Annotated in this window: 13 protein-coding genes and 1 rRNA gene; 5 read left to right on the top strand and 9 right to left on the bottom strand. The window is 38.7% G+C overall.

The annotated features are described in order from the left end of the window. Positions 1–205: 205 nt before the first annotated feature. The 3 genes from groL to ACMUMJ_RS14335 form a co-directional block, all read right to left on the bottom strand. Complete coding sequence (gene groL, locus ACMUMJ_RS14345; RefSeq protein ID WP_414679542.1) at positions 206–1,852, bottom strand: chaperonin GroEL; 1,647 nt, start codon at positions 1,850–1,852, stop codon at positions 206–208. 54 nt (positions 1,853–1,906) lie between these two features. Continuing rightward, positions 1,907–2,197: a co-chaperone GroES gene (locus ACMUMJ_RS14340; RefSeq protein ID WP_414679541.1), complete on the bottom strand. Its 291-nt coding sequence runs from the start codon at positions 2,195–2,197 to the stop codon at positions 1,907–1,909. A 129-nt stretch (positions 2,198–2,326) separates the two neighbouring features. After that, complete coding sequence (locus tag ACMUMJ_RS14335) at positions 2,327–2,785, bottom strand: FxsA family protein (protein ID WP_414679540.1); 459 nt, start codon at positions 2,783–2,785, stop codon at positions 2,327–2,329. Positions 2,786–2,851: 66 nt separating this feature from the next. Here ACMUMJ_RS14335 and ACMUMJ_RS14330 point away from each other — a divergent pair, with 66 nt between their 5' ends. Continuing rightward, positions 2,852–3,139 carry an MGMT family protein gene (locus tag ACMUMJ_RS14330; protein WP_414679539.1) on the top strand — a complete coding sequence of 96 codons (288 nt, stop codon included), beginning with the start codon at positions 2,852–2,854 and terminating at the stop codon, positions 3,137–3,139. 19 nt (positions 3,140–3,158) lie between these two features. Here the strand turns inward: ACMUMJ_RS14330 and ACMUMJ_RS14325 are convergent, their stop codons facing one another. Continuing rightward, positions 3,159–3,644 (bottom strand): YajQ family cyclic di-GMP-binding protein, encoded by a 486-nt coding sequence (locus tag ACMUMJ_RS14325; RefSeq protein ID WP_414679538.1) that lies wholly within the window; start codon positions 3,642–3,644, stop codon positions 3,159–3,161. An 81-nt stretch (positions 3,645–3,725) separates the two neighbouring features. Here ACMUMJ_RS14325 and ACMUMJ_RS14320 point away from each other — a divergent pair, with 81 nt between their 5' ends. Next, on the top strand, positions 3,726–4,643 hold the full coding sequence (locus ACMUMJ_RS14320) for a ketopantoate reductase family protein (protein WP_414679537.1): 918 nt from the start codon (positions 3,726–3,728) through the stop codon (positions 4,641–4,643). Positions 4,644–4,703: 60 nt separating this feature from the next. Here the strand turns inward: ACMUMJ_RS14320 and ACMUMJ_RS14315 are convergent, their stop codons facing one another. After that, positions 4,704–5,540, bottom strand: a complete 837-nt coding sequence (locus ACMUMJ_RS14315; protein ID WP_414679536.1) for a CvfB family protein — start codon at positions 5,538–5,540, stop codon at positions 4,704–4,706. A 664-nt stretch (positions 5,541–6,204) separates the two neighbouring features. Further along, positions 6,205–6,762, bottom strand: coding sequence for a DUF1415 domain-containing protein (locus ACMUMJ_RS14310; protein WP_414679534.1), 558 nt, complete (start codon positions 6,760–6,762; stop codon positions 6,205–6,207). A gap of 230 nt (positions 6,763–6,992) precedes the next feature. Here ACMUMJ_RS14310 and ACMUMJ_RS14305 point away from each other — a divergent pair, with 230 nt between their 5' ends. Further along, positions 6,993–8,252 (top strand): DEAD/DEAH box helicase, encoded by a 1,260-nt coding sequence (locus ACMUMJ_RS14305; RefSeq protein WP_414679533.1) that lies wholly within the window; start codon positions 6,993–6,995, stop codon positions 8,250–8,252. Between the two features lie 69 nt (positions 8,253–8,321). Next, complete coding sequence (locus ACMUMJ_RS14300) at positions 8,322–9,107, top strand: substrate-binding periplasmic protein (protein ID WP_414679532.1); 786 nt, start codon at positions 8,322–8,324, stop codon at positions 9,105–9,107. A gap of 54 nt (positions 9,108–9,161) precedes the next feature. Here the strand turns inward: ACMUMJ_RS14300 and ribA are convergent, their stop codons facing one another. Both ribA and ACMUMJ_RS14290 read right to left on the bottom strand, forming a co-directional pair. Continuing rightward, positions 9,162–9,773 carry a GTP cyclohydrolase II gene (ribA, locus tag ACMUMJ_RS14295; protein WP_414679531.1) on the bottom strand — a complete coding sequence of 204 codons (612 nt, stop codon included), beginning with the start codon at positions 9,771–9,773 and terminating at the stop codon, positions 9,162–9,164. 85 nt (positions 9,774–9,858) lie between these two features. Then, a complete protein-coding gene (locus ACMUMJ_RS14290; RefSeq protein WP_414679530.1) occupies positions 9,859–10,344 on the bottom strand; it encodes an Lrp/AsnC family transcriptional regulator in 486 nt (161 codons plus the stop codon). A 182-nt stretch (positions 10,345–10,526) separates the two neighbouring features. On the opposite strand from ACMUMJ_RS14290, the gene leuA reads away from it, so the two are divergent. Next, entirely contained in the window at positions 10,527–12,200 is a 1,674-nt protein-coding gene (gene leuA, locus ACMUMJ_RS14285; RefSeq protein ID WP_414679529.1) for a 2-isopropylmalate synthase, read from the top strand. 826 nt (positions 12,201–13,026) lie between these two features. On the opposite strand, the gene rrf is transcribed toward leuA, so the two are convergent. Then, positions 13,027–13,141 (bottom strand): 5S ribosomal RNA (rrf, locus tag ACMUMJ_RS14280). Positions 13,142–13,159 lie beyond the last annotated feature (18 nt).

Here is a 13,159-nt window from a genome sequence, read left to right as displayed (position 1 = left end):
TTAGAATCAACGGTTTGGCTTTAATAAGAGAAGCACCTTCCATTTCAACCATAAATTCAAGCTTTAATACATTAATTTATTTTTAAGGTAATTATTACCTTTTGTGACTTATAGACATTTTTAAACTTAAAAATTAAGGGCACCGAAGTGCCCTTAATTTGCAAAACCTAGGAGGTTTAAGCATTAACAACATAATAGATCACTACTACATCATACCGCCCATACCGCCCATACCGCCCATACCGCCCATATCAGGCATTGCTGGCGCATCTTCTTTAGGTGAGTCTGCAATCATACATTCAGTAGTAATCATAAGGCCTGCAACCGATGCGGCTGCTTGCAATGCTGAACGAGTTACTTTCGCTGGATCAAGAATACCCATATCGATCATATCACCGTATTCTCCTGATGCTGCATTGTAACCAAAGTTACCTTCACCTTGTTTTACTTTGTCAACAACAACAGAAGCTTCATCTCCAGCATTGGTTACGATTTGACGCATTGGCGCTTCCATCGCACGTAAAGCCAAAGTAATACCAACGTTTTGATCTTCATTATCACCAAGCAATTCAGATAGTTTAGAAAGTGCGCGAACTAGGGCAACACCACCACCAGCAACAACACCCTCTTCTACTGCCGCACGAGTAGCATGAAGAGCGTCATCAACGCGTGCTTTTTTCTCTTTCATTGCTACTTCACTAGCTGCACCAATCTTGATTACAGCAACACCGCCGGCAAGCTTAGCAACACGCTCTTGAAGCTTCTCTTTATCGTAGTCAGATGTTGAATTCGCCATTTCAGCACGAATTTGCTCTACACGGCTCGAAATATCACTAGCCTGACCAGCACCATCAACAATTGTAGTGCTTTCTTTCGTAAGCGTAACACGCTTAGCTGTACCTAAATGCTCAAGAGTTGTTGTATCCAAAGAAAGACCTACTTCTTCAGATATAACAGTTGCACCGGATAGAATAGCAATATCTTGCAACATTGCTTTACGACGGTCACCAAAACCTGGAGCTTTAGCAGCAGCTACTTTTACAATGCCACGCATACTGTTTACAACGAGAGTCGCAAGTGCTTCACCTTCAACGTCTTCAGCAATAATAAGTAATGGACGCGAAGCCTTAGCAACACCTTCCAATACTGGTAGAAGATCACGGATATTAGAAACTTTTTTGTCAACCAACAAGATGAACGGGCTTTCTAATTCTGCGCTCATATTTTCTTGATTATTAATGAAGTATGGAGACAAATAACCACGGTCAAACTGCATACCTTCTACAACATCAAGCTCATCATCAAAGCCTGAGCCTTCTTCTACAGTAATAACCCCTTCTTTACCCACTCGTTCCATTGCTTCTGAGATAATTTTACCAACAGAAGAATCTGAGTTAGCAGAGATTGTTCCAACTTGCTCAACGGCTTTGGAATCTTTACAAGGAGTAGAAAGATCAGCCAATTCAAGAACAACCGCTTGAGTCGCTTTATCAATACCGCGCTTAAGGTCCATTGGATTACGACCAGCCGCAACGGCTTTTAAACCTTCAGTAATAATAGACTGAGCCAAAACTGTCGCGGTAGTTGTACCATCACCAGCAGCATCGTTTGCTTGTGAAGCAACTTCTTTGACCATTTGAGCGCCCATGTTCTCAAATTTGTTTTCTAGCTCAATTTCCTTAGCAACAGTAACACCATCTTTAGTAACAATTGGCGCACCGAAAGATTTTTCAATTACAACGTTACGGCCTTTAGGTCCTAACGTAACCTTTACGGCATCAGCTAATACATTTACACCATGCAACATTTGTTGACGAGCGCCATCACCAAATTTAACTTCTTTAGCAGACATATTCTATAATCCTAAACTGTATGTTTAATTCAAAAAAGAGAGATTTTTAGAAAATTAAGCTTCTAAAATTCCGTATATTTCATCTTCTTTCATCATTAATAGCTCTTCGGCATTTAGTTTTACTGTTTGACCGGAGTACTGACCAAACAAAACAATGTCACCTACCTTTACTGCTAAAGGAGATACATCTCCATTAGCTTGAATACGGCCAGTGCCCACAGCCAGCACTTCACCCTGATTTGGTTTTTCAGTAGCAGAGCCGGGCAAAACGATACCAGAAGCGGTTGTTGTCTCTTCTTCTTTACGGCGAACAACGACACGATCGTGCAAAGGACGAATATTCATTGATCTCTATCTCCAAAATGTAATTAATGCCAGGACCCCCCTGGCGGGGTTGCTCCCACTTTATATAGCAGGATGCATACTGTCTGTGGATATAAGGTTGCATAAATCCTTTTCAACCCCTTAGTTTAATTAATTCTTATCAATTTGATCTTTATTTTCCCTCGTATATTCACCTTCTATTACATCACCATTATCTTTGTGTCGAGACGCATAACTAGCAGACGCATTAATCTTGCTAGCAATAAGTTTCAGAAATACAGTATAGAAGATACCTTTTCTCACAGGAGGAATTAATAACAAGATCCCTATTGCATCTGTTACAAAGCCAGGAATAACCAAGAAGACGCCTGAAATCGCCAGTAATATCCCATCCACCATCTCTTGAGCAGGTAAAACATTCACTTTTAATTTTTCTTGCGCTTTTAATAACGTTTCCCCACCTTGCTTTCTAATGATTCCAATACCAAAAATCGCGGTGGCAAAAATCAATAATACGGCATTTAAACCACCTATTTGACCACCCACTTCAATCAATACCAATATTTCAATAATTGGAATCAACAATATAAAGAAAAGAGCTTTACGCATATAATCGTCTTACCTTATTTATGTGAAAAACATCTACACTATCGACTAGAGAATAAGAAACCGACAATGGACGAATTTAAATTACGAATATACAGCATTCTAAACGAGCTACCTACTGGGGAAATTATATCCTATGGAGAGCTTGCAAAACGGGCAGGCCATAAAAACTATGCAAGACAAGTTGGCAGGATCCTAAAAGAGCTACCAAAAGACACTGAGCTCCCTTGGTTTCGAGTCGTAAACAGTAAAAAAGAAATCAGCTTTCTAATTGATTCTTCCGCCTATCTAAGACAAAAAGAACAATTAGAAAATGAAGGCTGGCATATCATAGGTAAAAAAGTAAAACCTTCCTAAGATAGCCAGCCAAACCTAATCAGTCTCGAAAGTTTGAGAACTGCACTGGAATATCTAATTCTGCCGCTCTTAACAATGACATTACCTCTTGCAAATCGTCACGTTTTTTCCCAGTCACACGTAATTGATCACCTTGAATTTGTGTTTGCACTTTGACTTTACTGTCTTTGATTATTTTAACAATTTTCTTTGCTTCCGCAGCTTCAATCCCCTCTTTCACAGTAATCGACTGCGTCGCTCTTAAATTTGCATTGACAACTTTACCACGCTCCAATGACTTCAGATCAATGCCTCGTTTAACCATTTTTTGAAACAAGATATCAATCATTTGCTTTAACTGAGCTTCCGCTTTCGCTTCCATATCAATACTTGTTTTCTCCTTAATTTCATAACTTGCATCAACTCCTTTAAAATCATAACGAGTCACAATTTCACGGTTTGCTTGGTCTACAGCATTTGTTACTTCGTGCCAATCTAATTCAGATACCACATCAAATGAAGGCATTTTTCTCTCCTAATTCGCTTTCCAAAAAAATTTTCGAGATAATACCAGCAATTCAACCTAATCAACATTATTTAGTAACAAATGATCCATCAAAAAACGTTCGAATCGTGGCTTATTGTTGGCGCTGGGGCAATTGGCCTTTTATGGGCATGCAGACTACAGCAAGCTGGACACTCTGTTACCGTTCTAAACAAAAGAACAAATGGTTACCAACACATATCCATCAGAGAAGAAGCAACGACATCGGTGCAACAGATACATCATACCGTTCTTGAACACCTAGCACCTGGACACAATCATGTTTTGATTTGCACCAAAGCGTTCGATCAAATCGATGCTTACAATGCAATAAAAAACTCGCTTTTACCTAACGCTTACATAACAACACTATGCAATGGAATGGGCGTTCAAACAAAAATACAACGCTCATTACTGCTACATCACACTTTGATTGCAGGCACCACGACTGAAGGTGTTTTAAAGCACAATCAATACACCATTGAAAAAACAGGCACGGGATCGAGTTCTTTTGGCTTCTTTGATGTAAACAATAACTCAATGCGATCTTTTCCTTACGCACTACAGCAATATCAAGTTTCAAATATTTCTGAAAAAATGCTGATTAAAGCAACTGTAAATGCAGTTATCAACCCTATTACAGCCATTCATAAAATTCAAAATGGCACTTTATTAAAAGAGCCTTATTACTCTCTGTCAGTTGCGGCCATTAAAGAATTGATCACACTATTGAGCCACCCAAAATTTCAGGCCAATAACGAATTTATTCAGGATATGGATTTGAAGACAATTACCAATATGGTTTTTGACGTCGCTAAAAAGACAGCAGCCAACCGATCCTCTATGTTAGAAGATGTCAACAACAAACGAAAAACAGAAATTGAGTTCATTTCAGGTTATTTTGTGAACGAAGGGGAAAAGATCGGCCTGAAACTGCCAATTCAAGAAAACTATTTAGAAAATATCACATCAACTCAATAGTAAGTTGAATAATTTATGTTGGGTGGTCAGCATTTTAAAGTATAACCACCCAAAACACGGCTATTTAATTCGGGTTACTTTACCCGGTGACAATGCGATTTTCTTATCTTTATAAAGGGCGCCAATGGCTTTTTTAAAGGTTGCTTTACTCACTTTAAATACCGCGTAAATAGCTTCTGGACTACTCTTATCGGTAATAGTCATTTCGCCGCCTTGAGCATCGAGGTAATCCAATACTTCATCTAAAATGCCACGAACTTTTTTATAACCAACTTCTTGCAAGCTAATATCAATTTTACCACCGTCTCGAACCCGCTTAATAAAAGCAGAGACCTCTTCTCCTTTACGAAGCTGTCTAAAAGCATCTTGAAAAAACAATACTCCCCAAAAACAATCATCGATAATACATTTAAAACCAATATCAGTTTTATCACCAATAATCGCTTTAACCTTCTCACCTGTTCGGTAAGGTATTTCCTCTCGATTCAATAAAGGGTCAACTTTGGTCGTTGCTACAATACGATTCGTATGTTGATCTAGGTACACAAACAGTAAATGCGTCTCACCTTCTTCAACCCGTGTTTTTTGTTGACTAAATGGCACCAACAAATCTTTTGGCAACCCCCAATCAAAAAATGCACCTATATGATTGACAGCAATGGCGGTCAACCCCGCAAACTCACCGACTTTCACTTTTGGGGTTTCAGTGGTTGCAATCAACTCATCATTTGAGTCAAGGTAAACAAACACCTCAATCTCATCACCTACTCTTTTTCCTTTTGGGATATACCGCTTAGGTAATAAAATTTCACCCAATTGCTCTGCATCCAGATAAAAACCAAAATCTTTTTCTTTAACGACAACTAACGTATTCAGTTGTCCAATGTTAACGGCCATGAAATCTCCGGCTAATTTAATAATTTAACATACGCTTACTGTATTAGTAGCATATTACAAACTTTACCCTGCTTACTATACGTCACTCTTTTACAAAGCACACTCTCAGCAGCCATTAAAATCCTCGCTATAAGAAAGTCATAACTAATTGGACATAAATAGCACACAACAAACATAGATCACAAAGCATTTGTATACTCTCCCGTTAAATGCATTATGCTTCTAAGCTGCGTTTTATTTTCAATACATGCTCATGCAGAAAGCCCACGAGTAGCGATTTATACAGGGAAACAACCTATCACTTCTTATACTCTTGCAATAAAGCTTTCGAATAGCTTGCTCTTTGTTTCTGTAAATATCAAAACCGTTTTAAGTTCCGCTGGATACAGTTTGCACGACGGGTTAAAACCTGCGTTTTCATGATAGATTAAGAAATTACTGCGAGTTTAATAAAGTTTATAGTACTTATTGGGACAACGGAGGCTTTCCTATTGCAAGAGAAGCTATTTAAGTAGGCGCATTACCTAGAGAACAACCAAACGCAGAAGTATTGGCCGATGCATCTATTATCGCTTCAAAATAAAAATATTCATGCAAAAGACTGATTTAGCACTTCAAGCATATATATAGGCCTGTTACATTCTCATTGCATATTAGAAACAGCTTACTCTTCCACATTCATGCAATCTTGAATTATTTGATCAATTTTTTGAGCGCCTGTTTCTTTCATTTTTTCAATATTATTCTCAGGAATCACATCCGTATCACCATAAAACTCAATCGCCTTTTCAACACTTCCCTCCCTTAATATATGCAACATGGGATATGGAGAACGGTTTGTGTAGTTCGAAACATCGTCTTGCTCCGCACCTGAAAAACAATAATCAGGGTGGAATGTGGCCAATTGATAAATGCCTTCGCACTCTTGTTCATACATAAGGCTTTCAGCAAGGTCCACAAAATCTAAATATTGATAAAAGCCTTTAAATAACGTTGGGAAGACTAATAAAGTCGTTTCTGTTTCAACATGTTCATCCAGCCAATGAATTTCTGACATCAACTCCTCTAACGCAACTTCTACCTTTTTTGAACGAATAACACACACTCGAACCGATTTTCGCTCAACTTCTCGCTTTGCAAAAGGGCAAACGTTTAATCCTATAATAAACTGATTAACCCAATTCATTGTCTGCTGTGTAACCAACTCATCTGATAATTGCATACGTAACGCTCTTAAAATTTATTATAATTTAGCACTTAATTGCCAAGCTTGATCTTAACTATAAAAGCAAAAGGATAGCAGGAGACATTTTTTATAGTAAACAAATACATCATGAACATGCTTTTAATGTAAAGTATAGTAAAACGCGCTATTATTTCCCAAACTTAGTTCTTTAGTAAAAGAATTATAAAGCTTTTTACTGATACGCCTAACAATTATAGAGATAATGCATGTCATTTGACGTTTTAGATAACCCCATTCAATACGCCATCAAGCAACTTGGCTTTACAACACCGACTCCAGTTCAGGCAGAAGTGATTCCTATTGCTATGGATGGTGATGACATTTTAGCAACTGCACCAACAGGCACAGGTAAAACGCTGGCTTTCATTGCACCTGCTATCCAGCATTTGTACGACCGTGACGAAGAATCAACGAACGCACCAAAAGTACTAGTACTTGCGCCTAGCCGCGAATTAGCAAGACAGATTTTCAACGTTACAGAGTCCTTAACCGCAAGCAGTTCTTTTACATCTCAATTAATTATCGGTGGCACACCATACGGAATGCAGCAGCAACAGCTAAGTGAAGACTGTGATATTTTAATTGCGACACCAGGCAGATTACTCGAATTAGATGAAAAACAATGGCTTGACCTTTCAGATGTAACCTATTTCGTTATTGACGAAGCCGATCGCATGCTTGATATGGGTTTTTCCGATGTCATCTTTAAACTATCTAAATTGCTGCCTAAAGAACATCAAACTCTTATGCTTTCAGCGACATTAGAAGGTGAAAAAATTGGCAAACTGTCTAGCCAATTATTAAAAGAAGACGCTCAACAAATTCGATTGGGCGATTCCGCAAGATCCGTACCCTCTCAAATAGAACAAATTGCTTACCGCGTTGATGATGATGCCCACAAATTACGCTTTCTTGAACACATATTAAAAAGTGAAAATGTTAAACAGGTGGTGGCCTTTGTTTCTAACAGAGATCACGTTGATGTTTGGGTAAATAAAATCCGTACATTAAATATTATGTGTGATGGGCTACACGGAGATATGAAGCAGAGCGACCGTAGCGAACACTTGAAACAAATGAAACGAGGCCGTTTAAAAGTCCTAGTCGCGACTGATGTTGCATCTAGAGGCATTGATTTGCCAGAGATTAACACAGTAATAAATTTACGCCTACCTCCAAAAGCCGACTCATATGTTCATAGAGCAGGCAGAGCATCAAGAGAAGGCAAACCTGGCACATGTATTTCTCTTGTCGATATCAATGACCTTCCGGCTATAGAAAAAATTCAACGTTATATGCTTGCTCCTATTAAATTTTCCAGAGTAGCGGGATTAGAAGCCAAACAGAAAGTTCGAGTTGCATCATTAACCAAGGGGAAAAAGAAAATCAAACCCATGACAAAATCCATTCTAAAAGCAGAAGAAAAACGCAAAGAAAAAGCCAGAAAAAAGCAAAAGCAAAATTAAGATCTAAATAGATACACAGAGAAAGTAGACAGGTATGTGCCCGTTTACTACTCCTAGTAAGGATATGAAATGCAATTTAAAAACACATACCTCATTTCTGTAATATCAACTGTCTTCAGCCCTTTTATTCTTGCCATTGATACGCCTCGATTTGTAACCTCCTCTTTCCCACCACTTCAATACATTCATCAAGAACAACAAAGCGGCTACGTCACAAAACTCTTTGAAAAAATTCATTTAGAACACAAAGAATTAGGCAATTTAAATATTGAGTTTTTACCATGGAAACGAGCTATGTATGAAGCAGAGAAAAAGCAAAACCTTTTTTTCTTCTCTGCATCCAGAACCCCTGAAAGAGAGTCTCGATTTCAATGGGTAAGTGAAATATCACCCTATGGTCAAGCAATATACAGCCTCAAAAATTCAAGCCAAACAAATATAAACAGCATTGAAGAATTAATGGAAAAAAAATGGGTAATCGGAGTTCAAAACGGCAGCAGTATGCAAGAATACTTGCATAATCAAGGCGTCCCTGCTGAATTAATAATGACAGTGACAGATTACAAAACGTCTATAAAAATGTTATTTTCAGGTAGAATTGATGCGGTTCCGTTAACGTATTTTTTAGCCAATGGTGCAGCTTGCTCTCTGGGATTTGACCATTCAAAACTGCAGCTCAATTTTAAAATTGATGAATTGTCAGACCCTTTGTGGTTAGCTGCCAGCCTTAAAACATCAAAAGAAACCGTTGAATTTTATAGAAATTCAATTGAAGAATTAAAACATTCAGGGTGGCTTAATCACAACATCCAGACAGAAATCTCAAGATGGGAAGATCAAATGTGCAACACGTGAGAATTCATTCCTGTAAAACGTGATGCACACATTAATTAATCTTCGACTAACTAATTAACCATCACCAAGGATAATTGTATGTTGCTTTCTCTTTGCCTTAGTTTCTAAATACTGCCTATTATGCTTATTAACATGAACCCCCGTAGGAACGATGTCATCAACAGTAATGCCATTATTTATCAATTGCTCTGCTTTATCCGGATTATTAGTCAGCAGCCTCACATTACCTAACCCTAACGCTTTTAACATTTCAGCCGCAACCGAAAAGTCTCTACCGTCATCAGGTAAATGCAACATCTCATTTGCTTGGTAAGTATCATAGCCTTGATCTTGAAGAGCGTACGCTTCTAACTTAGCATACAAGCCAATTCCACGCCCCTCTTGTCGTAGATACAAAATATACCCGCCCTGCTCATTAATGAGATCAATCGCTTCATCTAGTTGCTCCCCGCAATCACAACGGCCTGAACCAAATACATCACCCGTCAGGCACTCTGAATGCAACCGGACTAAAGGCACTTTCGACTTTTCTAAAGAGACACCTTCACAATGTATTGCAATATGTTCTTTCCCTGAATCATCACCATTAAATGACACAAACTCTGCCATCACCTTTCCCGCTCTCATCGGGATCATAACTCGACGCTTAATGGTCAATGTATTCATAAATTAACTATTCTCATTAACAAACCAACAACAGTATGATTGTGGCAACTAGGATGAAACTCAAGTTTATCCATATAATTTACCTTTATTTATTTTTTTGCACTAAATGTTCTAAAGGCAAAGCCGTTCTATCCATTACTTTTCTCAATAAAAAGCTTGAGTGAATACCCGTCACACCTTCTATTCTCGTTAGTCTACCAAGCAAGAACTCTTGGTATTTATCCATATCTTCGACCACAACCTCAATCAAATAATCTGCAGATTGACCTGTTACTAAATTCACAGATTTCACTTCTGGATAGGATGACATTAATGATTCGAATAACTCAAATCGGTCAGGAGTATGCCTATCCATACTAATTTGAATAAAAGCAGTGAGTGTCAACCCTAACTTCCTCTGGTTCAACAAAGTTACTCGTCGGTCGATAATTCCAGACTCTTCTAAGGATTTCATACGCCTTAAACAAGGCGAAGGAGACAGTCCAACTCGATCTGCCAACTCCTGATTTGTTAAGCTAGAATCTTGCTGAATTTCAGTCAAAATTCGAATATCAATTCTATCTAGATTCAAAAAAACACCATTTAGCATCAAAATTTTATAAAAACTAACAATTTAATTGCTAAATTAAACATATTTAGTATGAAAAACGCAATTTATCACCTCAAAAAATTCTGTATTATTTGTTTATCGAATCATTTACCACATGATATTACTTAATCGCCAAGCACACAGAGCACTTTTGAGGATGAACAATGTCAGTATTTACCCACACTAAGTACACCCCTTTTCAACCAGTACAAATTACCAACCGTACTTGGCCTGATAAAGAAATAACTCAAGCACCAACTTGGACCAGTGTCGATCTACGAGACGGCAATCAAGCGTTAGTGGAACCAATGACGGTTGAACAAAAAAAAGTGATGTTCAAAATGCTGCTGGATGTTGGCTTTAAAGAAATTGAAGTAGGCTTTCCGGCAGCATCGCAATTAGATTTCGATTTTGTCCGCTGGATTATTGAAGAATGCCAATTGCCTGAAGACGTTTATATACAGGTATTAACTCAAGCTAGACCAGAACTAATAGCCCGCACATATGAATCCTTAAAAGGTGCGAAAAAAGCCATTGTTCATGTTTACAATTCGACCTCTAAAACACAACGGGAACAAGTATTCCGCCTAGATAAACAAGGCATCATAGACATCGCTGTAAATGGTGCTAAATGCGTTCAAGAACACGCATTAAAAAACCCTGAAACCGAATGGGTTTTCCAATACTCACCCGAAAGCTTTACAGGAACGGAAACTGATTACGCTGTAGAAGTAGTTAACGCGGTTGCTGACGTGTGGAAACCAACTCCAGAGAAAAAAGTTATTATCAACTTACCAGCAACAGTTGAAGTCACCACTCCAAATAGGTTTGCCGATCAGATTGAATGGTTCTGTCGTGAAGTTAAAAATCGCGAATCATTAATTATCAGCTTACACACTCACAATGACCGTGGTTGTGGCGTTGCTGCTGCGGAGCTTGGCTTAATGGCAGGAGCAGACCGTATTGAAGGCACAATGCTTGGTAATGGTGAACGAACAGGCAACATGTGCATTGTTACCATGGCGATGAACATGTACAGCCAAGGCGTAGATCCTCAATTACAACTAGGTAACATGGATCGCATTGTCAGCGTTGTTCAGTCTTGCACTCAATTATCCGTCCACCCTCGCCACCCTTATGCTGGTGAATTGGTCTTTACTGCATTTTCAGGCTCTCATCAGGATGCAATTAAAAAGTGTTTAGACAATCAGACAGATGACAAGTCATGGGACGTTGCGTACTTACCTATTGATCCAAGAGACGTAGGTCGTAGCTATCAAGAAGTCATTCGCGTTAATAGCCAATCAGGTAAAGGCGGTATTGCTTATAGTCTTGAGCAAGAATATGGCTTGGCATTGCCGCGCTGGTTGCAAGTTGAGTTTAGCCCTATCATCCAAAAATTTGCTGAAGAAGATGGTGGTGTTGTCACAACCGAATCCATGAAACAACTATTCGAAAATACGTACATGACTGGCTCCACTCCATACGCAATTGGCCGATACGAACTGCAAAAAGATGGCGTCGACACAATTCGTGCTGACATCATCTCAAACGAAAGCACGTCAAGTATCTCAGGTGAAGGCAATGGTGCAATCTCTGCGTTTGCAAATGCCATCGCTGAACAATTTAATATTCAGATGGATGTCACTCAATATTCAGAACACGCACTAACAATAGGCAGCGATTCGAATGCCATAGCTTATGTTCAAATGAATATAAATGGCGAGCGCTATAATGGCGTTGCAATCAATGCTGATATTGTGGCTGCATCTATTCAGGCTATTTTAGCAACAGTAAATCAGTTCCTTGTAAGCAATAATAAAAGTAACGTTGCTTAAATCATAAACCGTTACTTCATTCAATCTACAAAAGCCGTCACCTAACAAAGTGGCGGTTTTTGTTTATGGACTAAGACAATGTTTTCCTGCCCTATTTAGAAAAAACCAAAAGGAATCAATAATGGGCATAGTTACTGATATATTTATGATCATTGTGTTGGGCATGCCCTTTAAAAGCTCGTACCCTGTATCACTAATTACATTTAACAATAGTAGGACGATTTTACTCTTTAGCATCTTAGCCATCGTATTTTGGAATATTGCTAGGTACGCCAGAAACCTCCATCATTTTTTGTCAAAAACAACCTAAAAGTGAGCCACTGCGATAATCCTACATCTCCATTAACTCATTCAATCCTTCTGGCTGAGCCGTTAATTGCTCAATAGCAACTTATCCATAGTCTCTCTCGTTTTTACTTGTTTTTTAATCGGCAAAATTAAATTTAACGAAAGAGAGTCGCTTTTTAAACTTCTAGTAAACACACTTATTGGGACGGTGTGATTTTCATAAAGCGACTGCGTCAATATTTCTGGGAGGTCTTGATGTACCGTCTTGAATTTCAACCGAACTTCAATCTCTGAACCAAAAAAAACCCTGACAGGGTCACCTATCAGGGCTTTCTATTGAAACTTGACGACGACCTCGTTCCCTTCATAAAGAGCCACATGGCGAATGCCACTCTACCATCGGCGATGACCATTTTGTCAGTGGCTGAGTCAATATTTCTGGGAGGTCTTGATGTACCGTCTTGAATTTCAACCGAACTTCAATCTCTGAACCAAAAAAAACCCTGACAGGGTAACCTATCAGGGCTTTCTAATTGAAACTTGACGATGACCTACTCTCACATGGCGAATGCCACACTACCATCGGCGATGACGCTTTTCACTTCTGAGTTCGGGATGGGATCAGGTGGTTCAACGTCTCTGTGATCGTCAAGCAAACTTGTTGCGTTTGG

The sequence above is a fragment of the Marinomonas phycocola genome (assembly GCF_047525455.1).
Classification (GTDB): Bacteria; Pseudomonadota; Gammaproteobacteria; order Pseudomonadales; family Marinomonadaceae; genus Marinomonas.
Note: the sequence above shows the minus strand (reverse complement) of the source record. Positions and strands in the feature narration are given on the sequence as shown.

Coding starts and splice junctions, on each gene's coding strand:
- ACMUMJ_RS14310 (WP_414679534.1), bottom strand. CDS start 6,762: ATGCAATTATCAGATGAGTTGGTTACACAGCAGACAATGAATTGGGTT.
- groL (WP_414679542.1), bottom strand. CDS start 1,852: ATGTCTGCTAAAGAAGTTAAATTTGGTGATGGCGCTCGTCAACAAATG.
- ACMUMJ_RS14340 (WP_414679541.1), bottom strand. CDS start 2,197: ATGAATATTCGTCCTTTGCACGATCGTGTCGTTGTTCGCCGTAAAGAA.
- ACMUMJ_RS14320 (WP_414679537.1), top strand. CDS start 3,726: ATGATCCATCAAAAAACGTTCGAATCGTGGCTTATTGTTGGCGCTGGG.
- ACMUMJ_RS14305 (WP_414679533.1), top strand. CDS start 6,993: ATGTCATTTGACGTTTTAGATAACCCCATTCAATACGCCATCAAGCAA.
- ACMUMJ_RS14315 (WP_414679536.1), bottom strand. CDS start 5,540: ATGGCCGTTAACATTGGACAACTGAATACGTTAGTTGTCGTTAAAGAA.
- leuA (WP_414679529.1), top strand. CDS start 10,527: ATGTCAGTATTTACCCACACTAAGTACACCCCTTTTCAACCAGTACAA.
- ribA (WP_414679531.1), bottom strand. CDS start 9,773: ATGAATACATTGACCATTAAGCGTCGAGTTATGATCCCGATGAGAGCG.
- ACMUMJ_RS14300 (WP_414679532.1), top strand. CDS start 8,322: ATGCAATTTAAAAACACATACCTCATTTCTGTAATATCAACTGTCTTC.
- ACMUMJ_RS14335 (WP_414679540.1), bottom strand. CDS start 2,785: ATGCGTAAAGCTCTTTTCTTTATATTGTTGATTCCAATTATTGAAATA.
- ACMUMJ_RS14325 (WP_414679538.1), bottom strand. CDS start 3,644: ATGCCTTCATTTGATGTGGTATCTGAATTAGATTGGCACGAAGTAACA.
- ACMUMJ_RS14330 (WP_414679539.1), top strand. CDS start 2,852: ATGGACGAATTTAAATTACGAATATACAGCATTCTAAACGAGCTACCT.